The sequence below is a fragment of the Nonomuraea sp. NPDC050328 genome, assembly GCF_044459405.1.
GTDB lineage: Bacteria > Actinomycetota > Actinomycetes > Streptosporangiales > Streptosporangiaceae > Nonomuraea.
Genome location: NZ_JBITIW010000004.1, coordinates 499,395 through 523,528, shown reverse-complemented (window position 1 = coordinate 523,528; position 24,134 = coordinate 499,395). Strand labels below are relative to the sequence as shown.

General features: G+C 68.5%; 35 protein-coding genes and 1 tRNA gene. 29 read left to right on the top strand and 7 right to left on the bottom strand.

What is annotated here, in order from left to right; translation table 11 throughout:
* Positions 1-8 precede the first annotated feature (8 nt).
* Positions 9-506, bottom strand: coding sequence for a hypothetical protein (locus ACIBG7_RS18875; RefSeq protein ID WP_397337026.1), 498 nt, complete (start codon positions 504-506; stop codon positions 9-11).
* Between the two features lie 355 nt (positions 507-861).
* Here ACIBG7_RS18875 and ACIBG7_RS18870 point away from each other — a divergent pair, with 355 nt between their 5' ends.
* Positions 862-2,238, top strand: coding sequence for a Wadjet anti-phage system protein JetD domain-containing protein (locus tag ACIBG7_RS18870; protein ID WP_397337025.1), 1,377 nt, complete (start codon positions 862-864; stop codon positions 2,236-2,238).
* A 7-nt stretch (positions 2,239-2,245) separates the two neighbouring features.
* Here the strand turns inward: ACIBG7_RS18870 and ACIBG7_RS18865 are convergent, their stop codons facing one another.
* The 4 genes from ACIBG7_RS18865 to ACIBG7_RS18850 form a co-directional block, all read right to left on the bottom strand.
* Positions 2,246-5,335 carry a hypothetical protein gene (locus ACIBG7_RS18865; RefSeq protein ID WP_397337024.1) on the bottom strand — a complete coding sequence of 1,030 codons (3,090 nt, stop codon included), beginning with the start codon at positions 5,333-5,335 and terminating at the stop codon, positions 2,246-2,248.
* Positions 5,319-5,966: a hypothetical protein gene (locus ACIBG7_RS18860; RefSeq protein WP_397337023.1), complete on the bottom strand. Its 648-nt coding sequence runs from the start codon at positions 5,964-5,966 to the stop codon at positions 5,319-5,321. Before ACIBG7_RS18860 ends, ACIBG7_RS18865 begins: the two co-directional genes overlap by 17 nt.
* Positions 5,963-6,289, bottom strand: a complete 327-nt coding sequence (locus tag ACIBG7_RS18855; protein ID WP_397337022.1) for a hypothetical protein — start codon at positions 6,287-6,289, stop codon at positions 5,963-5,965. Before ACIBG7_RS18855 ends, ACIBG7_RS18860 begins: the two co-directional genes overlap by 4 nt.
* A gap of 208 nt (positions 6,290-6,497) precedes the next feature.
* Entirely contained in the window at positions 6,498-7,727 is a 1,230-nt protein-coding gene (locus ACIBG7_RS18850; RefSeq protein ID WP_397337021.1) for a hypothetical protein, read from the bottom strand.
* An 813-nt stretch (positions 7,728-8,540) separates the two neighbouring features.
* On the opposite strand from ACIBG7_RS18850, the gene xerC reads away from it, so the two are divergent.
* Complete coding sequence (gene xerC, locus ACIBG7_RS18845) at positions 8,541-9,203, top strand: tyrosine recombinase XerC (RefSeq protein WP_397337020.1); 663 nt, start codon at positions 8,541-8,543, stop codon at positions 9,201-9,203.
* Positions 9,204-9,320: 117 nt separating this feature from the next.
* Positions 9,321-9,848, top strand: coding sequence for a tyrosine-type recombinase/integrase (locus tag ACIBG7_RS18840; protein WP_397337130.1), 528 nt, complete (start codon positions 9,321-9,323; stop codon positions 9,846-9,848).
* Between the two features lie 72 nt (positions 9,849-9,920).
* Here ACIBG7_RS18840 and ACIBG7_RS18835 read toward each other — a convergent pair.
* Positions 9,921-9,996: transfer RNA gene (locus ACIBG7_RS18835), tRNA-Lys, on the bottom strand.
* 134 nt (positions 9,997-10,130) lie between these two features.
* On the opposite strand from ACIBG7_RS18835, the gene ACIBG7_RS18830 reads away from it, so the two are divergent.
* Positions 10,131-11,057 carry a tyrosine-type recombinase/integrase gene (locus ACIBG7_RS18830; RefSeq protein WP_397337019.1) on the top strand — a complete coding sequence of 309 codons (927 nt, stop codon included), beginning with the start codon at positions 10,131-10,133 and terminating at the stop codon, positions 11,055-11,057.
* Positions 11,058-11,349: 292 nt separating this feature from the next.
* Positions 11,350-11,640: a hypothetical protein gene (locus ACIBG7_RS18825; protein ID WP_397337018.1), complete on the top strand. Its 291-nt coding sequence runs from the start codon at positions 11,350-11,352 to the stop codon at positions 11,638-11,640.
* A 14-nt stretch (positions 11,641-11,654) separates the two neighbouring features.
* On the opposite strand, the gene ACIBG7_RS18820 is transcribed toward ACIBG7_RS18825, so the two are convergent.
* A complete protein-coding gene (locus tag ACIBG7_RS18820; protein WP_397337017.1) occupies positions 11,655-12,266 on the bottom strand; it encodes a helix-turn-helix transcriptional regulator in 612 nt (203 codons plus the stop codon).
* A gap of 181 nt (positions 12,267-12,447) precedes the next feature.
* Here ACIBG7_RS18820 and ACIBG7_RS18815 point away from each other — a divergent pair, with 181 nt between their 5' ends.
* The 24 genes from ACIBG7_RS18815 to ACIBG7_RS18700 all read left to right on the top strand — a co-directional run bounded on the left by ACIBG7_RS18815 (position 12,448) and on the right by ACIBG7_RS18700 (position 24,037).
* On the top strand, positions 12,448-12,732 hold the full coding sequence (locus ACIBG7_RS18815) for a helix-turn-helix domain-containing protein (protein WP_397337016.1): 285 nt from the start codon (positions 12,448-12,450) through the stop codon (positions 12,730-12,732).
* Entirely contained in the window at positions 12,729-13,013 is a 285-nt protein-coding gene (locus tag ACIBG7_RS18810) for a hypothetical protein (protein ID WP_397337015.1), read from the top strand. Before ACIBG7_RS18815 ends, ACIBG7_RS18810 begins: the two co-directional genes overlap by 4 nt.
* Before the next feature lie 84 nt (positions 13,014-13,097).
* Complete coding sequence (locus ACIBG7_RS18805) at positions 13,098-13,679, top strand: hypothetical protein (RefSeq protein ID WP_397337014.1); 582 nt, start codon at positions 13,098-13,100, stop codon at positions 13,677-13,679.
* Entirely contained in the window at positions 13,679-13,897 is a 219-nt protein-coding gene (locus ACIBG7_RS18800; RefSeq protein WP_397337013.1) for a hypothetical protein, read from the top strand. Before ACIBG7_RS18805 ends, ACIBG7_RS18800 begins: the two co-directional genes overlap by 1 nt.
* Entirely contained in the window at positions 13,894-14,298 is a 405-nt protein-coding gene (locus ACIBG7_RS18795; RefSeq protein WP_397337012.1) for a hypothetical protein, read from the top strand. The genes ACIBG7_RS18800 and ACIBG7_RS18795 overlap by 4 nt, the downstream gene beginning before the upstream one ends.
* Positions 14,295-14,792: a hypothetical protein gene (locus ACIBG7_RS18790; RefSeq protein ID WP_397337011.1), complete on the top strand. Its 498-nt coding sequence runs from the start codon at positions 14,295-14,297 to the stop codon at positions 14,790-14,792. The genes ACIBG7_RS18795 and ACIBG7_RS18790 overlap by 4 nt, the downstream gene beginning before the upstream one ends.
* Positions 14,789-14,989, top strand: coding sequence for a hypothetical protein (locus tag ACIBG7_RS18785; protein ID WP_397337010.1), 201 nt, complete (start codon positions 14,789-14,791; stop codon positions 14,987-14,989). The genes ACIBG7_RS18790 and ACIBG7_RS18785 overlap by 4 nt, the downstream gene beginning before the upstream one ends.
* Positions 14,986-15,996: a YqaJ viral recombinase family protein gene (locus ACIBG7_RS18780; RefSeq protein ID WP_397337009.1), complete on the top strand. Its 1,011-nt coding sequence runs from the start codon at positions 14,986-14,988 to the stop codon at positions 15,994-15,996. Before ACIBG7_RS18785 ends, ACIBG7_RS18780 begins: the two co-directional genes overlap by 4 nt.
* Positions 15,993-16,766: an ERF family protein gene (locus ACIBG7_RS18775; RefSeq protein WP_397337008.1), complete on the top strand. Its 774-nt coding sequence runs from the start codon at positions 15,993-15,995 to the stop codon at positions 16,764-16,766. The genes ACIBG7_RS18780 and ACIBG7_RS18775 overlap by 4 nt, the downstream gene beginning before the upstream one ends.
* Positions 16,763-17,563, top strand: a complete 801-nt coding sequence (locus tag ACIBG7_RS18770) for an exonuclease domain-containing protein (protein WP_397337007.1) — start codon at positions 16,763-16,765, stop codon at positions 17,561-17,563. Before ACIBG7_RS18775 ends, ACIBG7_RS18770 begins: the two co-directional genes overlap by 4 nt.
* Complete coding sequence (locus ACIBG7_RS18765) at positions 17,560-17,928, top strand: hypothetical protein (protein ID WP_397337006.1); 369 nt, start codon at positions 17,560-17,562, stop codon at positions 17,926-17,928. Before ACIBG7_RS18770 ends, ACIBG7_RS18765 begins: the two co-directional genes overlap by 4 nt.
* Complete coding sequence (locus ACIBG7_RS18760) at positions 17,925-18,440, top strand: hypothetical protein (RefSeq protein ID WP_397337004.1); 516 nt, start codon at positions 17,925-17,927, stop codon at positions 18,438-18,440. The genes ACIBG7_RS18765 and ACIBG7_RS18760 overlap by 4 nt, the downstream gene beginning before the upstream one ends.
* The gene (locus ACIBG7_RS18755) at positions 18,440-18,757 is read left to right on the top strand and encodes a hypothetical protein (RefSeq protein ID WP_397336539.1); all 318 of its coding nucleotides are present in this window, start codon (positions 18,440-18,442) and stop codon (positions 18,755-18,757) included. Before ACIBG7_RS18760 ends, ACIBG7_RS18755 begins: the two co-directional genes overlap by 1 nt.
* A complete protein-coding gene (locus ACIBG7_RS18750) occupies positions 18,757-18,993 on the top strand; it encodes a helix-turn-helix domain-containing protein (RefSeq protein WP_397337129.1) in 237 nt (78 codons plus the stop codon). Before ACIBG7_RS18755 ends, ACIBG7_RS18750 begins: the two co-directional genes overlap by 1 nt.
* Entirely contained in the window at positions 18,990-19,367 is a 378-nt protein-coding gene (locus ACIBG7_RS18745) for a hypothetical protein (protein ID WP_397337003.1), read from the top strand. Before ACIBG7_RS18750 ends, ACIBG7_RS18745 begins: the two co-directional genes overlap by 4 nt.
* Entirely contained in the window at positions 19,364-20,233 is an 870-nt protein-coding gene (locus ACIBG7_RS18740) for a DUF2303 family protein (protein ID WP_397337002.1), read from the top strand. Before ACIBG7_RS18745 ends, ACIBG7_RS18740 begins: the two co-directional genes overlap by 4 nt.
* A gap of 8 nt (positions 20,234-20,241) precedes the next feature.
* Positions 20,242-20,436, top strand: coding sequence for a hypothetical protein (locus tag ACIBG7_RS18735; protein WP_397337001.1), 195 nt, complete (start codon positions 20,242-20,244; stop codon positions 20,434-20,436).
* Positions 20,433-20,777 (top strand): hypothetical protein, encoded by a 345-nt coding sequence (locus tag ACIBG7_RS18730; RefSeq protein ID WP_397337000.1) that lies wholly within the window; start codon positions 20,433-20,435, stop codon positions 20,775-20,777. Before ACIBG7_RS18735 ends, ACIBG7_RS18730 begins: the two co-directional genes overlap by 4 nt.
* Positions 20,774-20,947, top strand: a complete 174-nt coding sequence (locus ACIBG7_RS18725; RefSeq protein WP_397336999.1) for a hypothetical protein — start codon at positions 20,774-20,776, stop codon at positions 20,945-20,947. The genes ACIBG7_RS18730 and ACIBG7_RS18725 overlap by 4 nt, the downstream gene beginning before the upstream one ends.
* A gap of 51 nt (positions 20,948-20,998) precedes the next feature.
* A complete protein-coding gene (locus ACIBG7_RS18720) occupies positions 20,999-22,495 on the top strand; it encodes an AAA family ATPase (protein WP_397336998.1) in 1,497 nt (498 codons plus the stop codon).
* A 217-nt stretch (positions 22,496-22,712) separates the two neighbouring features.
* Positions 22,713-23,144, top strand: a complete 432-nt coding sequence (locus ACIBG7_RS18715; protein WP_397336996.1) for a hypothetical protein — start codon at positions 22,713-22,715, stop codon at positions 23,142-23,144.
* 75 nt (positions 23,145-23,219) lie between these two features.
* Positions 23,220-23,453 (top strand): hypothetical protein, encoded by a 234-nt coding sequence (locus tag ACIBG7_RS18710; RefSeq protein ID WP_397336995.1) that lies wholly within the window; start codon positions 23,220-23,222, stop codon positions 23,451-23,453.
* Positions 23,446-23,775, top strand: a complete 330-nt coding sequence (locus ACIBG7_RS18705) for a hypothetical protein (RefSeq protein ID WP_397336994.1) — start codon at positions 23,446-23,448, stop codon at positions 23,773-23,775. Before ACIBG7_RS18710 ends, ACIBG7_RS18705 begins: the two co-directional genes overlap by 8 nt.
* The gene (locus ACIBG7_RS18700) at positions 23,768-24,037 is read left to right on the top strand and encodes a hypothetical protein (RefSeq protein WP_397336993.1); all 270 of its coding nucleotides are present in this window, start codon (positions 23,768-23,770) and stop codon (positions 24,035-24,037) included. Before ACIBG7_RS18705 ends, ACIBG7_RS18700 begins: the two co-directional genes overlap by 8 nt.
* Positions 24,038-24,134 lie beyond the last annotated feature (97 nt).

Sequence of the window (24,134 nt, the reverse complement as noted above, 5' to 3'; positions counted from 1 at the left end):
CGCCTGGTCTAGCTGGTGGTCAGGCTTTTGCGGCGGGCGCGCAGGTAGTAGCCAGGGCCGCTGGTCCCGCCCCAGCCCCCGGTCGTGTTGATCTCCCACCCTTGTTGCTCTCGCATGTGCTGCGCGAACACTCGCCGGTCATGGATTGAGCATCCACAGTCCAAGTGGACTCGGATCGTGATGTAGGTACCCATTGGCTTGTCCTCGCTGGGATCCAGCTCCCAGCGAACCACATGCTCGTGATCGGCGAGCCCGGTGCGTTCTTCATCGTGAACGAGACCGTGGGCTCGGGCATACTCGTCGAGATCGTCGATCGTAAAGAGATGGCTGGCCCACTCACCCGGCCACACAGCGAGCAATCGAGACTTGCCGCTTCGTGCACGCTCGTATGTCCCGGTATCTCGGCCGTGAGACACCGTGCCATCCTCGAACACCTCGATGTAGCACAAGGTCTTGAGGGTGTAGGGAAAGCCCCGGCCCAAGGCGCCTGCGCTGCGGGGCTCCATGCGGCTCCTCTACATCTCTGATCGAATAAACCCTCGGCCGACGGCGTACCCTTGCGGATCCTCACATCCTGAGGGTCTGTCCAGAATAGTCTCCAGCCGCTTGTACAGCACCGGTTTCAACGCAGAGCATCTTCTGCCCGGCTGTCGATCAAGTGTCCGTTGTCATCGAAGTCGGCCCATCACGAGTCTCTGACCAGCGCGGGCCTGATTGATTGTCACGACGAATGTGCCGAGACGTTGTCCGTCATCGGGTACGCGACCAACGAAGCAGCTGATTTCTGTGTGCGGGCTGGGAGAATCGATCGTCAGATGGATCGGCCGCGGTTTGGCGAAGTGCATCGAGGAGGACTGAGCTGTGGAAGATGAGTTCACACCGGAGATTGTTCGCGAGCGGATTCCGATCGTCGGGCTACCGGATGGACTCGATGCCTTCGCGGTCTATCCTGTGGGGCGGAGGCCGGAGGACCGCAGTGGTCGGCTCAGACCGCGGAACGCCGAGCTCTCCGCCGCCGGGGGCGTCGAAGGCTTCGCTCCGCCGGAAGGGCTGAGCAAGGACGAGCTCGTCTGGTTTCTGTCGAGGCCGTCCCGGCTCTGGGCGGGGATCCGCTCACGATGGCAGGAGCGGGCTGTCGAGCTGACCTTCGCGATGGCACGGTGCGGAGGGATCGTCGTCAAAGTGACCTTGGACGCGTCCTACCGGATCGACACGATCGTTAGGGTTCGGCTCACGCCTTACTGGGCCGAAGTGGCGCGCGAGAAGCTCAGCGAGCTGAAGGGCAAGAGCGATCCGGCGCTGCTGAGGTCCGGCCTGCTGTCCGTCCTGGAGGGGATTCCGGAGCTCGCGGGCGAACGTGGACTGCTTGCTGAGCAGGCGCCTTCCGCCCCGTCCCTGCCGCCCTCGGGCTCACGGACTCGTGCGGCGCGGTGGTCCCCCTACGAGTTCGCGCTGAGGGTGGCGGCCTGGTGGTACCGGCGGCCTGAGGGGGCCCGGACACCGACCGCGGACGAGGCCGCGGCATGGGCGTTTCCTGATAGGGACGCCTCGAAGGAGACATGGACAGGGCCACGGCGGCTCGCTGTGGAGAACCTACTGGGAACGCGGCTCACCGAGGTGCTGAGCTTCCCCGACTACGAGATCAGGGTGCGGGGGCCTCTGACCTGGCGAATAGGCTCGGTGGCGGTCGATGCGAGGACGGCGAGACCTTGGGCGGGGCTGCCCTCGCACGGGGCCAGGCTGATGGGGGAGATCGACGTGTCAGGAGCCAGGGGCGTTTTCGTGGTCGAGAACCAGACGACCTTCCAGGAGGTCTGCGCACTGCCGGGCATCGCCGATGAGTGGATCATCATCTGGGGCAAAGGCTATGCCACCCACGGCCTGGTCGAGCTGCTTCGTGTGCTGGCCCCGGCTCGCGCGGCGATCTGGAATGACCTAGACGCCGACGGCGTCCGAATCGCCACGGTTCTCCAGGAGCAAACCGGCTTGTCCATGACGCCGATCGGCATGAATGCCGATGACTGGGAGCAGGGTCCGCATCGTGCGGTCACACTTAAGGAATTGAACCGAGCGAAGGAGATCGCCGAGGAACTGGCCGTTTCGGCGCCGGAACCCTGGCGGGAGCTCGCCCGGCAGATCGCCCAGCATCCGGAGCTGGCGGGAGAGAGCCGCGAACAGCAGACGTTGCACGACGACGTGCTCCCCCGGGTGTCTGCGCTGCTCGCGGCACTGCGTTAGATACCTGTCAGCTAGTCCGTCCTTCCATGAGCCACTGAGCGGTCAGCTCCACACGTCCTCGGTCCGGGTCAAAGCCCCATGCGCGTGTGGGCTGGTTGTAGGGGTCGGTCGTCGAGGCGTGGGAAAACCAGAGGATCTCACCACACTCGTCGGCCGCGTCGTAGATGACGCTGTCCTGGCAGGTACCGAGGATGGTCACGCTCTGCTGGGCGGCGACCCGGTTGAGCGCCGCGAGGACGTCCTTGCGATTGGCGTCGCCGAGACTGTTGCCAAGCTCGTCCAGGACGAGGATACGCCCGGGGACACTGTCGTCGGCGAGGAGTGCGGCCAGGACCAGATGGATCGCGAAGACCTTGATCTGGGCGCCGTTGGCCACCTCCCGATAGGAGACGTGCGTCCCGAGCGGAGAACGCCGCCACCTGGGGGTGACACGCCAGATCCATCCCTCGGCCGGGCTAGCAGGTCGGGCGATCTCCAGCTCCAGACGGGCGCCATAGCCTCCGTCGCGGTCGAGGTCGAGTTGGTCGAGTCGGTCGCTGATGTCGCGAAGCGCCCGCTCGACCGAGGTCTCGACCATGTCCTGGACCTTGGTGAGGTCATCGTGCTTCGTCGCGAGTTCCTCCTCGGTCCTGTGAATGGCCTCCGCGCGTTCGGCACGGCTCCGGCGGATCCGCTCGGAGAGGATTTCGTCATGCTCCTGCTCTGCCATGAGAAGGTCGCGGATCGGTTGGGTCACCGTCGTGTAAGCCGAGCGGTGCGGCGCACCTTTCTCAAGCGGATGTACGGGAGCGTCGAAGCCGGTCGCGATCCCGGCGAGAGCAGGCGTGACCGCCGCCGTCTCGTGGGTCAGGCCGCTGACGGCACTCTTTAGCTGCGAGATCGTCTGGTCGAGCAGTCTGGAAGAGGGCCGGCGGTCATCGACTCCCACGAGAGCGACCGCAAACTCCAGAGTGTTCCCCCAGGCAGTGGTCCAGTCGTGGAGTCGGAGCCGGTCGCGTTCCTCCTGGAGCCGCCCGCGGTCGCGCTTCACCCTTCCATGCTCGGTCTCCGCGTGCTTGATGTTCGCGGTCAGGCGCTCAACCTCGGCCTTGTGATTGTCCACCGCGCTCTTGGCGGCAGAGTACCGCTCGTCGGCACCCTGCCAGACCCGCTGCGCTTCGGCGATGTTCTTCTGCGTTTCGCTGACGGCCAGCTCGCTGGCGGTGATGACCTTGCGTAGATCAGCCAGGGACACCTTGGCACGGGCAGCCTCGAGCAGCCGCTCGGCATGCTCAAGCGCCTTCTTCTTCGCTTTCAACTCCTCGACGGATTCCTCTTGCGCTCGGAGAGCCGCGTTCAAGGCATCCCGTGCTCTGGCCAAGCGTGCGGCACGGCCGAGGAAGGGTTCGGTGAATCCGCCCAGCAGGGTTTCGGAGAGCTGGGCGTCGTGGACGCGGTCGGGGGCGTCACGATGCTCCTGTCGGGATTCCAAAGCACCGAGGAATCGCGTGAGGCCTACCGAGCTCGTGACCCCCAGTGCGGGAGCCTGCGCCGGAGGAAGGTGGAGAGGGCCGTCGGCGAGGACGAGCGTGGAACCTGGTATCCGGGCGAGTTCGGCCTCGGCGCGGTCCTGATCGTCCGGGCCGACGACGAAGGCGTTGCGGTAACGCCAGAGCCGGGACTCCCACTCGGCACGGTGATCATCCTGGAGTTCCACGACGTCAGCAAGGCAGACGGCGGAGACCCCGACGTCAGCCAGGAGCCTGAGGCCCTCTTGCGTGGAGCTGTCGTGTCCGTTCTCGACGGCGGCCAGGTGGTCCCGCGCGACGTGCACCGACTGATCGGCTTGTTGAACGGAGAGATGTGCGGAGAGTTCCTGGTGTGCCGCCGTTGCCGTCAGCGACTCGTGTTCATTGACGGATCGGCCGTCGGCGCCCGCGGCCAGGACCATAAGCTCGCTGCGCTGGATCCTGTGCTGGTCGAGCTTCTCGTTGAGGCGGCCGAGGCCATCGCGGAGGGACTCCTTCTTTTGATCGGCGGTGTCCCGCGCCGCGCTCGCCTCGTCCAGAGCTTGCTGGAGTTCGGTGACCGAGGACAGCCGGATCTGCTCAGCGCGGAGCTCGTCGATCGATGTCCTCAGCTCCTGAAGCCGCTGGTCGGCGATCTGGAGTTCCGCCTCCTTGCTCGCGTCCTGCTCGGATCTTTCGAGCAGGCCCTTGCCGAGGAAGAGCTCCCAGGAACGATCGGCCTGCTCGAGGTCGGATCGGGCCCGTCCCCGGCGTTCCAGGCCTTCGAGCTGGACATTTTCGACCAGCTGCTGCCGTTGGTCCTCCGCTTGGCGGTCGGCCAGGGTCTCGACCTGATCAGCATGGGCGCGCCGCAGTTCGAGCTCCTTGGTCAGCAGATGATCGCGTCCGGTCAGCGCAATCAGGGCGGCCCCGATCGCCTCGGGCGACATGTCGGTCATCTGCTGCGAGAGTAGGGACGGGACCGAGGGACGGATCGGGGTATCGAGATAGGCGAGGCAGCGGGGAGCAGACCCAAAGAGTGTGCTGGCCATCTGACGCGAACCGCGCTCGTTGCTGGTCGGCAGGCCCTGCCACGCGGCGTCGGCTTGGTCGAGCCGTCCCTGATCGGTGGCGCCGGAGACGCCGTGCAGGCCCGGCGCCCAGCGCATGAGCACGTACGCGGGACGCTTGGAGACACGGATCCACACGGTGACCGGATCATCTGCACCAGCGTCATCACGGGCGAAGATTCCGACGACATAGCCGTGTTCGGCACCGCCGGCTGCGGCGTCCAACCCCGCCGCGCCAGGTCGGAACAGCAGACCGGTTGCGTATCTGCCGTCCAGGTCCAGACGCCACTGGGGATCGCCGAGCAGCAGCGAGACCGCGCTGAGGAAGGTGGTCTTGCCGGAGCCGTTGGAGTCGCCCTTGGGGCCTTGCCCGGTCACCGCCACGAAGCATCCGGGGACGATCGGGACGGGATGCGTCGTCAAGCGCGCGATGTCGAAGGTCTGCACCGCCACCAGCTTCCGGGAGCCGATCACCCCGCCCGTAGGCGAGCCGTCCGGCATCCTCCCGCCGAACAGGCCCCGGCTACCGGTCTTGGTCATGCGTGACGCCTCCTGGGCAGTAATTCCCGGTGGTACCGGCCGAACGCCGCCGCCGGATCACGTCCGCGAGCACCCCGTCCGGCTCGGCGAGCAGGACTAGCTCCTCCCAGAGCCGCGCGGATGCGGCAGGCGTGAGCCGTGCCAGCTGGGGTCCAGGGGCCAACTGCTTGTTCCTGCCCACGGTACGGACCAACCCTCGCGCAGCCAGCCCGAGCAGGGCGTTCTGAACGTCGGTGTCGGAGACCTTGCTGTCGAAGATCTGCTCGCGGTCCACGGGCTCCCCGTGATCCCACCCGCTTCCCGTGATGCGCCCTTTGGCCCGCGGGATCGCGACACTGTGCAGCAGTAGGAGGACCAGGACAGCCCGCTCAGCCGGACTAAGGATCCCCTCCCCGGCCGCCGCCAGCTCCTCCCTGACGTCGTCGGCGTAGCCTGAGGTGTATCCCAGCTCGGTTCTGATCAGAACCCTGCCCTTCTCGTCCAGGCAGTGCCGAACGCTGTCCCGCAGCTCGGGAAGCTGAAGGGCGCGGTGTCGGTGCTCACGGACGGGAGACTCGGAATCCTCAAGGGCCGTGACGGCAGCGCGTACCAGCGCCTGATCGGTGTCGTTCAGCTGCTCGATCCGGCTCATCGTGGCGCTCGTTCTTCATCGTCGAGTCGCGGCAACCGGTCGAACGCCTCGCGAAGGACGTCGACCTGTGCCTCACTCCACGCGGCGACGCGCGGTCCCAGCCGGATCGTCTTCACCGTCGGGTCAAGCCACATCGCGGACCTGAGCAGGGCGATCCCGCTGCGGACCTTGCCCACGACTGTCTTGGGGAGTTCTCGCTCGCCGCGGGCCTCGGCCAGCGCGGAGATCACATCGGCCTCCGGCACGGGCAGCCCCGGCCACGGATGGGCGTCCCTGTGCCGCCAGCAGCTTCCCAGGCAGGCCGCGAAGGTGTTGACCAGCAAGGGGGATGGTCCTGAGCGAGGGTCTTCGTCGAAAGGCTCAGCCCCCGGAGCCCAACCGAGTAGGGCGACCTGATCCGTTCCGAGTCTGGTCGTCACGAGCGAACGACCCGCCCTGGTCGCCCCTGCCGAGAGCCGGGGGATGTCCGACGGATCGATCCGGGCGGCGCCCTCGGCTCGGAGCCGGGCCAGTTCCAGCCGGGTAGAACGGCTATCCACGAGGTTCCCCTTGATCATCGAGCTCTTCGCTCAGCCGGAGCACGACCTGCGACAAATAGGTGACGGAGGCGGCGGGATCCACACGTAGAACGTCCCGCATGACGATCTCGAATTTTGGGTCGGTGGCGCACGCGTGGAGCAGTCTGACAAGGAGCCCGGCGGCCCCCGGCCACCCCCGCTCTAGGAACAGCACGGTGAGATCGACCTCGCTCTGCCTGGAGAGCAGGACCTCGGCCTGCGCCTTCGCGAGCTCAGACCTCCGCCGTTCACGCTCCTGCATCGCGGCGAACGGATCATCGCCCTCAACAGCGGTGGAAGGCCTGGCGGGTTTGGCCCGCTCAGGGGGAGCCGGCGTCAGGCTATCGAGCTCCCTGACGATCGTTTCGGGGTTCAGGCGAGGGTGGGGCGGGTCAAACACGAACCCGCTCAACGCCTCGGCGAGAGCCTCGAGCGACGATCCTCTGGCGGCCGTCAGATACTGCTCGTGCCGGAGCAGGCCAAAGTCCTCCGCGCGGGCACCCTCCTCGAGGAGACGCTCCACAAAGTCCGTCCGAACGCCCAGATACCGCTGCGCCTCGACGGTCACTTCGTAGGCCATCGGATCGAGATGAGGAAACCGCTCGTTGACGAGTAGTGTCACAGCTCTTACGTCCTCGATTAGGTGTGGATGCCGATGCTGGTGCCGTTCGGCCACCATCACTTCGATCGACCGGCGCCTTACCAGCAGAAGAAGATAGTTCGCAGCGATGCCCAGCATCCCGCGGGCCTTCCACAGGGCGGATGCGACCTGGTCGCTCGTGGCGTCACCGCGCCGGATCGCGGCACCCGTCCGGTCCAGGAGCGACAGAACCTCGTCGATACCGCCCTCGGACGCGATCCGCTGGAACACGACCAGCCCGACGGGCGCGTTCGGATGAAGCAGATGACGTCCCTCGTTCTTCTTGTCAAACGCGGGAATCAGCATCCCGAGATCTTTGAAGGTCTCGTAGCGCTGGTCGAACCGCTGCTCATCGCAGACCCCGGCACACGCCGCCCAGATTTCCCCTCTGGTCAGCCCCTGAGCAGAGTCCCTTGCGGCGAACACGTTGAAGACCGCCTCCGAGATCACATCAACCTGTGGGTCAGGACTGATCGCGTCTGATCGGGCGGCGACCGGCGCGACGAAGGACTCCCAGGCCGCGAGCCGATGCTTCTTCCCCGGGTCAGGATCGTCCTCGAACAACTGTGTTGCCAGCGTTATCCCCTCAACATCTGATCGCTACATCCGTGGGCCTTGGCGCACAAGGTTACGCATGAGCCTAATGGGACCCACCTGCTGAGTGGCCCGACTATTAAGGATTTCGCACTTCCGCCGGGTGGTCACGGCGTCCAGATCAGGTGGTCCTGGTAATGGCGAACCGATCACCGCAGCCTTGCGAGCCGACGCCCGACGGCCTGTTTTGCTGGAGGTAGTTCCTTTGGTGAATTGATCATGCTGGTGCCGCAGGGTTGGCGTACGCATACCCATGGACGAAGAGCTTCTGGAACTGGCGGGTCATCTCTGACACAAAGAGATTGCCGACAGCTGCGGCGTCAGCCTCGCCACCACCTATCACCTGGATCAAGAAGGCCGGAAACGGAGTTGCTGACCGTCTCGCCTGCAAACCCAGCGCCTACGCAAAACCATCCGGCCAGGAAAAAGACCTCTGGAACACAAGAGCGCACATGATCCTCAACCGTGCAGTGTGCGGCATGGTGATTGGCGGCGCCTCTTTGTCTGGCTTATCTGACTCTCACGAACGCTCTCGCCGTATTGCGGCTACTACCGATGAGCGATCGGGGCAAGAGTGTCATGCGCGACCTTCGCCCGCCTTGTGGTGTTCCACGAACAAGGTCTCACGCGATGTCCGACGAGTAGTGTCAGGTAGATCCTTACGGAAGCCCTCATCAACTGCAGATAATCGGACTACGCTCGAGATGCCCCCATTTGGGTCAGTGGTAGGTTCCCCTGTTTATCTCTCTCCACGTTGCTCTCCTGAAGGGGAGGAGGAGCGAGATGTCGAATTCTGAGCAGGCCTGTGCAGTCTACAAACGCTGTGGTTGCGCGGACCCGGCAACGGGTAAGCGGCGTGGCTCCAAATGCCCGCGACTCGCAGCCGCTGAACACGGAAGCTGGTACTTCGCCATCCAGACAACGGCGGTCTCGGGACGGCGGGAACGGATGCGTCGTGGCGGTTACGCCACCGCCGAAGATGCCAGAGAAGCCGGCGAGTCTCTTCGAGCCGCGCATCGAGAAGCACCCATGACCCACGGATGTACGGTCGCACAATGGCTGCGCTACTGGACGGCGTTGATCCAGCACCGGCTACGCCCAAGCACCTTCAAGGCGTACAGGGATCACGTACGCCTGTATCTGCTCCCGCATCTGGGTGACATCGAGCTATCCGCCCTCTCCAGGAGAGACGTCACCAGGATGTTCGCCGAGCTGGCCGGTCGTCGGAACCGCTACGGCAAACCGGTCAGCCCAGCAACGCTGGAGCGGATCCGTTCGACGCTCCGCGCCGCACTGAACGAAGCCTTCCGCGAAGATCTCATCAAGGACAACCCAGCACGCGCACTGCGGCTGCCGTCGCCACGGCATCCACATGCTGTCGTGTGGACAGCCCGCCGCGTGGCCGCCTGGCAGGAGACCGGGGAGCGCCCACCGGTAGCGGTGTGAACGCTCGATCAACTGGTCGTCTTCCTGAACTACGTACGTGACGATCGGCTCTTCGTGCTGTGGTGGCTGGTGGCCCTTCGAGGACTACGTCGTGGCGAGGCCGCTGGATTGCGCTAGATAGATCTAGACGCCGACCGACGCGAACTCACCATCAGCCGACAACTGGTGGAGACCGAGGAAGGAATGCTGGCGCTTCCGCCCAAGAGCACCGCCAGCCAACGCACCATCGCCCTGGATAGCGAGACGCTCCGTCTTCTACGCGAGCTAGAACGGTTGCAGCGAAGAGGGCTGGGACCAGGTTGGCACGTGACCGGCCCGATCTTCTGCAAGCCGGATGGCGGCCCCCTTCACCCGGACTACCTGTCCTATCACTTCCACAAGCTCATCGTGGCCAGTGGGCTCCCGCCGATTCGGCTACACGACCTCCGACACGGCGCAGCCACACTGGCCCTGGCCTCAGGCGCCGACCTGCGAGTGGTCAAAGGCCTGCTAGGCCATGCCAGCATCGTGCTGACCGCTGACGTCTACACGTCGGTGCTGCCGCAGCTCTACCACGACAGCGCCCGCGCCATGGCACAGATGGTCCTGCGAGCCGCTCGAAGGACCGCGAGAAGGGTACGCAGGGGTCACACCGTGGAGGTGTGACGCACGCGTGGCTCACCGTGACTCACGATCAGATGAGGAGGCCACAGCATCACAAGAAACCGCAGGTGGAGGTGGTAGGGCGCCCGGGGCTCGAACCCGGAACCTACGGATTAAAAGTCCGCAGCTCTGCCAATTGAGCTAACGCCCCTCGCGACCCGCCCCCTGACGTGCAGGGGAACAGAAACACCTGCCCCAAGACTAGTGGGCACGTAAAGCCTAGAGCATAGTATCCGCGCCATGTCCCCCAAGCGATCCCGGGCCTCTTCGGGCCCGCTACGACCCATGCTCGACTCCTGGGAGCTCGCCCTCAAATCGGCCAACCGAAGCCCCGGCACGATCAAGTCCTACCAGCTCACCGGCCGCCTCTTCTGCGACTACCTCGACCAGCATGACATGCCCACCACCGTCGACGAGGTAGCCGCCGAGCACATCCGCGCCTTCCTCGCCGCCACCCTCCACGGCTGCTGGGCAGACGACGACCAGACCGACCCCTGCCCGTGCCGCACGAAGGCCACCTCCCCCGGCAACGCCCACAAGCACTGGCGCAACATCAAGGCGTTCTTCGGCTGGCTCGTCCGCGAGGGAGAGCGCAAGACAGGCCACCCGATGGAGAACGTCGCCGCGCCGACCGTCCACGACAACCCCACACCCGTCTTCACCGACGACGACCTCCGCGCCCTCCTCAAGGCGTGCAGCGGGACGTCCTTCGCCGACCGTCGCGACACCGCGATCCTCCGCATCCTGATCGACACCGGCATGCGCATCTCCGGCCTGGCCGGGCTCCTCCAGGCCGACGTCCTCCTCAAGGACGGCCTGCTACGGATCACGCTCAAGGGCGGCGACACCCTCTATGCCCCCATTGGCGCCAAGACCGCCCAGGCGCTCGACCGCTACATCCGCGCACGCGCCCGGCACCCGCACGCCGAGAGCGACTGGCTCTGGCTGTCGCCGAAGGGCCGCTTCACGAGCTGGGGCATCCGGCAGATGGTCTACCGGCGCGGGCGCGAGGCGGGAGTCGCCGGGGTGCACCCGCACCGGTTCCGGCACACGATGGCGGATGACTGGATGGAGGCCGGCGGCTCGGCGCAGGACCTCATGCGGATCGCCGGGTGGAAGTCCCTCGCGATGGTGATGAAGTACGGCCGGTCGGCTGCGGATCGGCGGGCGCACGCGGCGCACGCGAAGCTGTCGCCGGGGAACAGGATTTAACGCAGGAGCCCCAGGTTGGGACACTGTCCGGGGAGACAGGGTTCTCTTACCGGCCGAGCCGGGCGTATGGGGCACTGTGGTTGAAAACGGCCCTACTACGCACCGTAACGGTTACCTTGCGTAAGATCGCGTAACCCGACAGGTAAGCATTGTTATCGCTGCGCCAGAAAGGGCCTTCCGTCCTATTCCGCCAGCACCAAAACCGGCTTACAGTTCTCTAACTGCCGCGAGTGCCTCGGGAAGACAATTGCGCAGTGGCCGCCGAACCTGCGTTTGGCCGTGAAGGGGAAAAATGAGCAATCGCACCACCCGCCGGATCGCGGGGGCCGCCACGGGGGCGGCATGGTCGGCGATCATCGCCGCCACTGTGATCCAGCCGCACATCCAGATCTACATGACGGTCTGGCTGATCACGCTGGTCACCACGCTGACTACCGTCGCCATGTGGATGGCCCGCCCTGACCATGGGCTTCTCGGCCACGTACGCCTGAAGATCGCCGCGCTTCGCATGGAAGAGGCGATCAAGGAGGAGCTCAACAGCCGCCGCCACGAACGTGAGCCTGGCCGCCTGACCGTCGTCTAACCGAGGCAATCGGTTTACACGTCCCCGCCATTTTTTTCTGTCGCACCGAGAATCTTCTGGAATTCCCCTTCCAGTTCTCTACGCTGCGCCGGAGAGAGATGCGGGGACGTTCTTATGTTTACGAAGGCTCTGCGGAATTCCTCGATCGGGTCGTCTTCGGATGCGGGCGCGAGGCCGGCCGGTCTGAGCTTCAACTCGTCGGCGCTGACCAGTCCTGCCTCGACCAGGACTTCGCCGAGAGTCATGTTGTTGGCGTCGGCGATCGACCGCAGGGTGTCCAGTGGCGCGACGAGTTCGACTGGCGCCAGGTTTCGGCGGTCGAGCTCGGCGACGAACCAGCGGCGCAGGAGGGCGTGAACGACGCCGACTGGTCGCGCAGGGGCGGATGAGTCCAGCGTCCTTTCCTCGGCGAGTTGCTCAAGGTGGCCGGCCGGGAGCCGGAGCACCCGCTCGATCGCGGCCCGATTTTTGGCGATGGGCCATCGCGCGCCGCGTTCGAGGCTGTTGATCGTCTTGACGTCGACTTCGGCAGCGTCGGCGAGCTCCTGCTGGGTGAGGCCGAGTTCGCCTCGTCGCGTGGCCGTGAACCTCCCGGCGCGCGTGATGTTCCGTCCTCGACTCCTCATGGCCCCTAATCATGCGGGAACCGTAGGGAACAGTCCACAACCCATACCAGCCACATCTGTGTAACCTTCAGGAACCTTAGGGAACAAGACGCAAGCTTTTGACCTGCAATCTTGCCGCAAACGCCCTGCTCTTCCCGTTTGCGTCTTGCAACGTTCCTCAAGGTTCCCTATGGTTGCCCGCATGACGCACCCCACCCCCGAGTACGAGCGCATCGGGGCCACCATCAGGGCACTCTCCGAGGCCTACGGCTGGAAGGTCGGCACGCTCGCGCACGCCCTGAAGTTCAGCCACGCCTACGTCAGCAACGTGATGGCCGGCCGCAAGCGCCCCACCGTGATCTTCTGCCGACGCTTCGCCGACCTGCTCCGCGTCCCGCTCGCCGCGATCATCAGCAGCGAGGAGTACGCCCGCGCCGAGGCCGCCGACGCCGAGGCTCAGGCCAAGCTCACCGCGGGTGTCCGGTGAGGAGCCCGCAGGAGCGCAGCGCGCACGCCCGTCTCGCCGCCAACTACCGGTGGGCGCGCGAGGAGGACCGGATGCGCGCCACCGCGGCGATGCGCGCGGCGAGCCCCGCCTCGATCGAGTACTGGCTGGCCAAGGTGGACCCCCAGGGCGTGCTGCCGTACAGCGAGCGGACGCGGCGGGCCGAGAGCGAGAAGACCGCCTACTGGCAGGCCCGCGCGATGAAGATGCGCCGGGCCAAGGCCGCGAAGGCCGAAGCGCGCCGCGCCGAGCGCGCCGCCTAAGACCCACCACGGCGAGGCCCAGCCGTGCAGGGCCGGACCTCGCAGACCCGCAATCCCCTACTCGTCCTTGAAGGGACACGAGTCATGACCATCATCGCACCCCAGCCGCCGCACGTGGCCATCCTCCTGCGCGACGGCGACAGCCTGCTCGGCGCGACCGACATGCTGCCGCTCGCAGAGGCCCGCAAGCAGCTCACCCGCATCCGCGCGGTCTACCCCGACGCCACGCTGGCCGACTACGGCTTCGACTCCCCCGAGCCGCTGAGCGACGAGCACGCCGACCTGCTCGTCTACCGGCACACGCTCCACGTCGCGCAGGCGCTCACCGACCCGAGCCTCCCGCTCGCGCACTGGCGCGCCGTCCCCTACCGGCCCGATCACCTGCACGCCGGCCTCCACCTCAAGACCGAGGAGGCGTCCCGGGAAGGGCTGGCCGCGTTCGCCAAGGCGCTCGGCATCGACCCGGCATCGATCATCGAGTCGACGTCGGACCACGGCCTGCACCTCGGTCTCCCTGAGGTCATCTGGGCCGGGGTCCGCATCGAGGTGCAGGCTTACGTGCCCAAGCACGAGCTGGTCCGTGCCGAGCCGGTCGAGTGCGTCGACTGCGAGAGCGCCGGCCGCACCTGCAGCGCGCACGCTGCGATCACGACGGCGGTGCGCTGATGGTGGCGTTCGACCTCCAGTCGCAGCTCGTCGTCTCCGCCCCCGAGTGGAACGGCGGCGACCCGGTCCGCGTGGACCGCGTGCACGCGCCGCTGCCGGGCGTGTTGGCGGTGTGCTTCCAGGACGTGCGCTGCCGTACCCGCGCGCAGCTCGTGGTCGTGCCGATCGGCATGGAGCTGGACCTCGTGTCGGGCGGATGCTTCGGCGGTGGCCGATGAGCGAGCACGAGACCTACACCTGGATCCCGGAGGGCACCGACGCCTCCGACTGGGAGACGGCCATCGAAGAGAGCGCGCGCGACACCGCGACCGCCTCTTTCCCCGCCGTGCAGGCTGCCCCGATCGCGGCGGCCGGCGTCGCCAGGGTGGACGCGTTCGCGATCTCGTACTACGGCGAACCGTGGAAGCCGGGCGCCACCGGCAACGAGCTGGAGCTGTACGCCGTCCTCGAACTCGCTGATGGCCGGTGGGCTTCGCTGGAGGCGTGGACCGACTACAGCGGCTGGGGCTGCCAGGACGGCTCCACGGTCCGGGTCGGCCCGGACCGCGAATCGGTCGTCCGGTTCGGCCTGACGGACGAGGGGCGCAACGCGCTCGGCTTGTCGGGCGGTGACCGATGAGCGTCATCGGCCAGTCCGCCGGGATCGAGCACGGCACCATGAAGGGCTACAAGCAGCACCGCTACCGCAAGGTCGAGTCCTGCGACGCCTGCCTGGCCGCGGTCCGCGAGTACAACGCGCTCAAGCGCGCCGAGCGCGAGGCCAAGCCGGTCGAGCGGTCGCAGGCGCAGCGGGCGTGGTACGGCGGCCAGTTCCAGCACGACGCCAGCACCACGCCGCGCCGTGGCCGCCGCAAGCAGCCGGACGGCCTGCCTGAGCTGCCGGAGAGTGGCCGCCCGGAGTGGGGCCAGCCGATCCACGGCCAGGACCTGGCCGTCGGCGACGTCCTCGTGCACCTCGGCGAGCACCACGTGATCGACCGGTTCGAGCCGTACAAGGGCAGCCTGCGCGGCGTGCTCGGCGCGGGCGCCCGGACCGCGTGGTCGGGCAACTGGGGGATCACGGTGGGCCCGCACGCGATCATGCGCATCCTCCCCCGGGCCGGTGACCAGTGACCCGCCTCCTCGCACGCCTGCAGGGTCACCTCCATGCCCGGCAGGCCCGCCTCGACGACCGCGACACCGCGGACACCATCGACGCCGCCGACTGGTGCGAGGCCTTCACCCCCGACGAGCACGACACCCCCGCCTTCACCTGGGCGGGGGGCCCTCCCCTGGGCGAGCTCACGGCCACCGAAAGCAGCCGCTCGTGACCATCACCGCACCCCGGCGGATCACCCCGACCGCCTACCTCGTCCTGCCCGCCAGCGCCGACCGCGCCGACTGGCTCGCCGCCCGCCGCAACGGCATCGGCAGCAGCGACGTCGCCGACGCCCTCGGCGTCGGCTACAAGACCGCCCAGCACGTCTACTACGACAAGCGCGGCGACCTCCCCACCGACGACGACGCCGGCGAACCCGCCCTGTGGGGGAACCTCCACGAGGAGACCGTCGCCCGCGAGTGGGCCCGCCGCAACCGGTCCGTCGTCCGCCGCGTCGGCATCGTCGCCCACCAGGACGCCCCCCACCGCATGTGCACCCTCGACCGGCGCGTCACCGAATGCCCCCTCTCCCCCGACGTGCACGAGCGGTGCGCGCTGGAGGTCAAGACGCGCAACGCGTTCGTCGCCGGCAAGTGGCGGCGCGAAGTCCCCGACGACGTGCTCGCCCAGGTGCTGTGGCAGATCGCCGTCACCGGCTACGACCACATCCACGTCGCCTGCCTCATCGGCGGCAACGACTACCGCCAGTACGTCATCCGCCGCGACGGCAACGAGGCGCTCATCGCCGACATCGTCGCCGTCTGCGACCGGCTCTGGGCCGACATCAAGGCCGGGCGGGTGCCCGACTCCACCGGCGACCCCGACCGGCTGGTCGAGCTGTACGAGCAGCTCAACCCGAACCGTGACGGCGTGGCCGCCCTCGACGGCACCGACGCCTACGAGCAGTTGCTGGAGTACGAGTCCGGCCGCCTGGAGGAGAAGGCCGGCAAGAAGCGGAAGGACACCGCCAAGGCCCGCCTGGTCGAGCTGCTCGGCGACGCCGAGATGGGCGCGTTCGGCAACGAATACGCCTACGGCTACAAGGCCAGCTCGCGCGCCTCGGTGAACCTCGCCCGGCTGGCCGAGGAGTTCCCCGACGCCTACGCCGCCTGCGTCAGCGACACGGTGTCGCGGCGCATCGACATCGCCAAGTCCCACCGGCTGACGGAGGCCCTGTGACCACCCTGAAGGACCGCGCGGCGGCTCTGGCCCGCCCCGACGACACCACCCCCGCGGCCCCGGCCGCCGCCCCGGCCACCAGCGTGGAGGTGCTGCCCGACATCGAGCTGGACGTGCCCGAGGGCGGCCCCGAGGCGGTGCCGGTGCATGTCGCCTGGTCGCGCGTCATGGGCGACATCCGCAAGATCGGCAAGAACGAGCTCTACAACGCCGCGGGCACGCGCTACAACTTCCGCGGCGTCGACCGGACGGTGAACGCCTTCGCCCCGGTGCTGCGCCGTCACGGCGTACTCGTGCTGCCCGTTCACGTGGACGCGTCCTACCGCGACTTCAAGAACAGCAACAACAAGGTGCAGCGCGAGTGCACGGTGGTCGTGACGTGGATGGTGATCGGCCCGGCCGGGGACACGCTGCCCTCCACGCTCCAGACGGCGGGCGAGGCGCTCGACTCGGCCGACAAGGGCACCGCCAAGGCGCAGTCCGTCGCGCTGCGCGTGCTGCTCCTGACCGCCGCGATGGTGCCGACCGGTGACCCGGACCCCGACTCGCAGTACATCGAGCGCGGCGAGGCCAGCGTACGGCCAGCGGCCAGCTACGTGGAGGAGATCACCGACCCGCGCACGAGCGCGAACCGGCTACGGCAGATCCATCACGAGCTGAAGCAGACCGGCCAGCTCGCCGCGCTGGTGACGAACGAGGTCGGCGACGACGAGCAGGTCGGCGCGATGGTCGTGCGCATCGGCAAGGAGCGCTCGGGCGGCGACCGATGACCGCCTGGACCGACAACCTGCGCATGACGCCCTGGGACACCGAGACCACCGGCGTCGACGTCGAGAACGACCTGATCGTGCAGGCGTCCCTCGCGTGGATCGACCCGTCCAAGGGCCGCGCCGGGCTCAGCCGGAAGTCCTGGATTCTCGACCACGGCGTCGACATCCCCGAGGGCGCCGCTGCCGTGCACGGCATCACCCGCGAGCGGTGCGCGGCCGAGGGCGTCGACCCTGCCGAAGCTCTCGACGTCCTCGCCGGGAACCTCGCCGACAGCGCCGGCCTCGGCTGGCCTCTGGTCGGCATGAAGGTGCAGTTCGACTTCACGATGCTCGACCGCGGATGCCGCCGCCTCGGCGCGCCTACGCTGTCGGACCGGCTCGACGGGGCCATCGCCCCAGTCATCGACGTCATGGTGCTCGACAAGTACCTCGACCCGTTCCGGCCCGGCAAGCGCACCCTGACCGCGCTGTGCGCCCGCTACTCGGTCTCGATCGAGGACGCGCACGACGCCACCGGCGACGCGCTCGCGGCCGGCCGCGTGGCGTGGCGGATGGCCCAGCTCGCCCAGCGGCCCGCGGACTGGCTGATGAAGGTGTTCGGGTTCAAGCCCGACGTCGCCCGCCGGTTCGCCGAGCTCGGCGGACTCTCCCTCACCGAGCTGCACGAGCTCCAGGTGACCGCGAACGCTGACCAGACACGCAGCCACCGCGCCTACCGGGCCCGGCAGGGCGCGCCCTTCGACGGGCGCGAGGAGTGGCCCCTCATCCCCTACACCCGTTCGGAGGCCCTGGCATGACGCACCTCGTGCGCACCGCGCGCCACCCCCTCCTGGGCAAGCCGCACGCCGGCGCCCTGGAGTACGTCGCCGAAGGGCGGCCCGCCGTGCCGCTCACGCTCTCGGCCACCCAGGAGCTGTTGCTCGATGACCCGGTGTGGGCGCGCGAGCTGGCCACCGCGGCGACGACCGCGGCCAGCGTGCTGGAGGCCGAGCACGGCCTCACCGCGCCGGCCGACCAGCCCGTGCTCAACGACGTTCTGGACGAGCGCAACGCCTACCGGCATGTCCTCGACCGGCTCATCGGGGCCCCGACTCTGGGCGACTTCAACCAGGCGATGGTTCAGGCCCGTGAGGTCGTCGAGCACTGGGCGGGCCAGCGATGACTCCCGTCGTGGTCGGCCTCGACCTGTCGCTCACCGCCACCGGCGTGGCCGACGCCACCGGCACCCGCACCATCCGCTCCGGCGACCTTCGCGGCTGCGACCGCTTCTCCTGGATCGCCAACGACATCCTCGGCGACGGCACCGTCCAGGCCGCCGACCTGATCGTGATCGAGGGCCCGGCCTACTCGCGGGCGCTCGGCGCCGGGCACCACGAGGCGGCCGGGCTGTGGTGGCACATCGCCTACCGTCTGACCGCGCTCGGCGTGCCGTACGTCGCCATACCCCCGACGACGCTGAAGAAGTACGCCACCGGCCGAGGCAACGCCACCAAGCCGGACATGCGCGTCGCGCTCATCAAGCGCGCCGAGCTCGACCTCCGGGACGACAACCAGGTGGACGCCTGGTGGCTGCGCGCCGCCGGGCTCGACCGCCTCGGGTCGCCGCTCGTTGAGCTGCCGAAGGCACAGCGTGACGCGCTGGCCAAGGTGGACTGGCCGCAGGTGGTCATCTGATGGACCGCGTCCGCCCCACCATCACCTGCGCCTGCTGCGGTAAGACCGGCCGCCACCAGGGGCGCGGCCTGATCCTGGCCTGCTACGAGCGCCACCAGGAGCACGGCACCATCGAGCGGTTCCCCCGCCGCATCCAGCCCTCGACGTGGCGGCCGACCCGGCCGGCCGCCCGCCGGTTCATGGAGCAGTACGCCGAGCTCGCCGCGATCCGGCCGCCGCTCAGCACGCGCCGGATCGCCTGGGAGCTCGGGGTGACCGAGCGGACCGTGCAGCGGTACGCCGCCGCCCTCCGCACGCAGCGGCAGGCGGTCGCGTGATGGCCCGCCGCCGGCGGGTGCACCCGCTCGTCCACGAGCTGCGTGCGCGTCGCCTCGCCCTCGGCAACACACAGGCCGGCCTCGCCCGCTTCATCGGCATGTCCCCGGCCGCGCTCGGCGGCCGCGAGACCGGGCTCGTCAAGACCACCCTGGCCGACGCCGACCGGATCGCCCGCGCGCTCGGCATGCGCCTCGTCCTCATCACCACCGCCACCGACCTGGAAGGACTCCTGTGAGCACCCCGACCAACAACGGCCCCGGCCAGACGCGGCCGTTCGCCGACATCCTCCGCGACATCCGCAACGGCCAGGTCGCCAACGACGCGGCCGACGCCCTCCAGGACTGCGTCGAGGCCGTCCGCGAGACCGGCAAGAAGGGCCAGGTCGTCCTCACCATCACCATCGAGCCCCTCAAGGGCAGCGACCACGCCCTCACCGTCTCCGGCGACGTCAACCTCAAGTCCCCCCGCCCCACCCCGGCCGCCGCCGTCTTCTTCGCCGACCAGGACTACAACCTCGTCCGCGACGACCCCCGCCAGACCACCATCCCCGGCCTCCGCGAAGTCGGCCGGACCACCACCAACATCGACCCCAAGGAAGTGGCCAAGTGACCACCGAGCACACCGAGCGCACCGAGAACGACGCCGTCATCGAGATCGCCCAGCACGCCGCCCGCGCCCAGGCTCAGGCGACCGAGCTGGAGCCCGGCAAGCTCTACGCCTTCCCCACCGAGCACGGCCCCGAGCTCGTCGACCTCGCCAGCCCGGCCTACACCAGCCGCCTCGCCGCCCCCCAGCGCAAGACCGGCGACACCATCGTCACCAACGTCGCCAGCTACGCGGCCTACTACACCAAGCACGCCGACGACGACAGCGAGACCTACGTCGACGTCACCCGGCGCACCATCACCACCATCCTCGACGCCCACACCAAGGACGGCCCCCGCTGGGGCCACCACCGCCTGCACCTCCGCCTGGCCACCACCGACTCGTGGAACGCCTGGCTGGCCAACGACCGCAAGCAGCTCACCCAGCGCGAGTTCGCCGAGTTCATCGAGGACCACCTCGCCGACATCCGCGAGCCGGCCGCCGCCGACATGCTGGAGATCGCCTCCACCTTCCAGGCCAAGACCAAGGTGTCCTTCGCCTCGGCGACCCGGCTCTCCACCGGCGACACCAACCTCGTCTGGGAGGAAACCACCGACGCCACCGCGGGCGCCAAGGGCAACCTCAAGGTCCCCACCTCCTTCAAGATCGCCATCCAGTGCCTGGACCTCCCGATCCCCGAGGGGGAGGACCCCGTCGTCTACGGGATCGAGGCCCGGTTCCGCTACCGGGTCGAGCGCGGCCAGTTGTACGTCACCTACCTGCTCGGCGACCCCGCCGCGGTGCTGCGCGACGCGGTCCTGAGCGTGGTCAAGCAGGTCGAGGAGGGCCTCGGCATCGAGGTTCTGCACGGCGCCCCGGCGAGCGCGTGACCGTGACCATGAGCACCATCGGGCCCGGCCGCACGGCCGGGCCCGTCCCCCCGCGGCCACGCGCCACCATCACCCTGACCGAACGCCAGGGCGGCCACGTCGTCGTCTCAACATGGGACGGCTGCCCCGGCACCGCCGCCCTCGTACGGCTCGCCCTCGGCCACCCCACCGAGACGTACGAGCTCGCCCCGGTCCCCGCGTGACCGGACCATGCACCCACTGGTACGGCGCCACAGCAACCCGCTGCGGCGCCGTACCGGCGCGCCCATACATCCAGGGCCCGCGCTGCCCCGCGCACACGCCCAGCGCGCTGGCCGGTCGGCCCGAGCCCGTCGACCCGCCGTGTGTCGGCCGCTGCTACTGCCGCGAGTGCCCCACCTACCAGCCCCTCAACGCCTACGCCTCCCTGGCCGACTCCTGGGTCATCGACGCCCGACACATCGCCTCCGGCAAGAAGCGCGCATCCCCCCAGGCCCAGGCCGCAGCCAAGGCCACCGTCGCCGAACAGCAGGAGCGCAACCGCAGGCTCAGGAGCAGCTCATGACCTACGTGATCAACCTCTGGGACCTCATCCACGCCCCCGACGTCCCCAAGGACGTCGTCCAGCGCTTCCTCACCCGGCAACGCGCACGCACCACCGGCCGGACCATCCCCGACATCCCCGCCGAGGACCTGCCCCACCTCGAACGCCACGCCCGCGAGGCCCCGCCGTAGCCCGCCAGCGACCCCGGCCCCGACACCTCTTCTGAACCACCCGGAGCGCACGTGACCATCACCGAACCGCCGCACGATCTCGACGCGGAGAAGGCGGTCCTCGGCAAGTGCATGGACGACCCCGCCGTTGTCCGGGAAGCGCGCGCTACCCTCCCCGACCCGGCGCTCTTCTACCGGCCAGCTCACCAGATCATCTACCGGGCGCTCCTCGACCTCGCCGAAGACTGGTCACCCACAGACCCCATCGCACTGGCCAACCACCTCGCCCGCGCCGGCGACCTGCCCCGCGTGGGCAACCGCGAGTACATCTTCGAGCTTCACCAGGTCGGCGGAATCGTCCCCAACCTCGACTTCACCCACCACGCCCACACCGTCGCCCGCAAGGCCCGCCACCGCGCTGCCCAGGAATCCGTCGCCCGCGCCGCCCAACGCCTCGCCCACGACGACGTGGACGACATCGATGGCATCCTCGCCGAGACCCGCGACCTCCTCGACAAGGCCGCCACCGAACTCGCCACTGGCCGCCCCACCGACGACCGCTTCCCTCGCGTCGACTGGACCGCCGCGTTCACCACCGACTTCACCGCGATCGACTGGCTGCCCGGCCGGCTCCTGGAGCGCGGCCAGCAGGCCGCCTTGGTGGGCGACGGCAAGGTCGGCAAGAGCCTGTTCACCCTGGACTGGATCTGGCGGGCGATCACCGGCCGGCCCGCGTTCGGCGACCAGCCCCGCGACCCCGTCCGCGTCCTGTACTTCGACCGCGAGAACACCCTCCGAGACATCACCACCCGCCTCATCGCCCTCGGCGCCACCCACGACGACCTCCAGATCCTCGGCGACCGCCTGGACTACCGGCTCTTCCCCCGCTTCACCGGCGCCCTCAACGCCAGCGAGCAGGCCGCCAAGGAGATGCTCGCCCTCATCGACCAGGCCAAGCCGGACGTCGTCATCCTCGACACCGTCAGCCGCTTCATCTCAGGCAAGGAGAACGACTCCGACACCTGGCTGGAGCTGTACCGGCGCATCCACGAGCCGCTCAAGGCCCGCGGCGTCGCGAGTCTCAGGCTCGACCACTTCGGCAAGGACGCCGAGAAGGGCAGCCGCGGCTCCAGCGCGAAGACCCAGGACGTCGACCACGTGTGGGAACTCGTCGCCTACGACGAGACCCGCTCCTACACCGACACCATCGAGGCCATCACCACCCGCCTCCGGCTGACCCGCACCCACACCCGGACCGGCCTGGGTGAGGACGTCGTCCACCTCACGCGCCGCGGTGAGCGTGACCGGACCGCCGGCGCGTGGCTGCCCGGCCGTACCCGGCACGAGCTGACCGACGGCAGCATCGCCGACGCGCACCGGCAGAAGGTCCAGACGTTCGTCGACGAGCTGCTGATGCGTGGCGTCCCGGCCGGGCTCGGACGTGACGCGCTGAAGGCGTGGGCGGCTCAGCGCAAGGTGCCGCTGCCGGGGAAGAACGCCGCGATTTCGGAGGTCGTGGCGGCGCTCAAGGCGGCCCAGAAACCCGCCCAAGGAGCCCTGACCGAATGACCACTAATGGGCGTTTTGTCTGTCCCCGTCACACTCGCCTCCCCGGCTGTCCCCACACCTGTCCCCACCTGTCCCCCGAAACCACAAAAACGCACCTCAGGCCTGTCCCCACCGCAGTCCCCCACCGTCCCCAGGCAGACCTGTCCCCTGTCCCCTCCCTTTATAGGAGGGGACAGGGGGACAGCCCGTCCCCGAACACCCCCCGCGAGGCCCTCCCATGAGCCCCCAAACCGCCCTCCTGGAGCAGCCCACCCTCTGGGACGACAACCCCACCCCCACCTCTCCCACACCACCCAAGCCCGCCTCGCGACCCCGCAACCACACCCTCGGACTCCCCAAGCCGCCCACCACCCACTGCATGACCATCTGCCTGGTCTGCGGACGACCCGAAGACCTCGGCACATGCGAGACCGGCTGCGCCACCGTCTGCTCCAGGCCCACCACCAGAACCCCCGTCGAAATCTGCATCACCCGCACCCGCACCGACGCCGAGATCGTCTTCAGCCCCACCACCGCCGACATGCACCTCCTCGTCCGCGACTGCCCCCACTGCCACAACCCTCACCGACACGCACCCCAAGACCACCCCTGGCGCACCGCACCCTGCGGCCGGCCCTACCTCCTCAACATCAAGGAGCCCCAGACATGACCACCACCCAGCCAACGTTGGCCCCTGCCGCCGCGCGCGAGCAGGACGCCTACCTCAAGGACGCGGTGATCGACCATGGCTGAGCTCGGCACCTACGAGGAGATGAAGACCGCCCTCACCGCGCTACTGCTCCAGAGCGGCGCCACCATCGACGTGTCCTTCGAGACCCTCGGAGAGGCCGGATACGCCACCAAGACCGGGGACGTGGCTGTGGTGATCGAGCGCACCGCCGGCGGCGTTCGCTACTCCCTCGGCGAGTCGGCGTCCGCACGGGCCATCCGGATCAGCCGAGGAGGCGGCCGTGGCTGACATCCACGAGGACGCCGTTCAGGCCGTCGCCGAAGCCCTCGCCACCACCCCGCCCGACGCCGGCTTCTACGGCTACGCCGAGCACGCCCTCAAAGGCCTACGCGCCGAGGGCCTGGCCGTCGTCCAGGCCACCGAGCACGTCGCCCTGCTGGCCCGTGCCGAGCAGGGCGAGGCCGCCATCGCCCGCGTCCGCGCCCTCCACGCCCAGAAGGACTACGGCCCCTACTGCTGGCACTGCTCCGAGAACGACTACCCCGACTACCAGACCCCCTGGCCGTGCCCCACCATCCAGGCCCTCGACGCGGAGCCCAACCATGGCTGACCTCTGGATTGCCGCCCCCGACACCGACCTTAACGCCCCCACCTGGGCGCACCTCGGCACCATCGACATGCCCGGGCTCACCCTCACCCCCGACGAGCCCGACTTCGAGGACGCCGTCGACGGCTGGACCGCGAACGGCAGCTTCACCATCACGCTGACCACCCGCACCACCTGGACCTGGTACGGCTACCGCCTCTTCCACAACCGCACCCACCCCGCCGCCCGCCGCATCAAGCGCGCCTACCGCAGACGGCGCCGATGAAGTTCCACCGGCACCGCTGGATCACCACCGAGACCTTCGGCCTCATCCACCTCCAGCGGTGCGCCTGGTGCGGCAAGACCCGCTACCGCGTCCACTG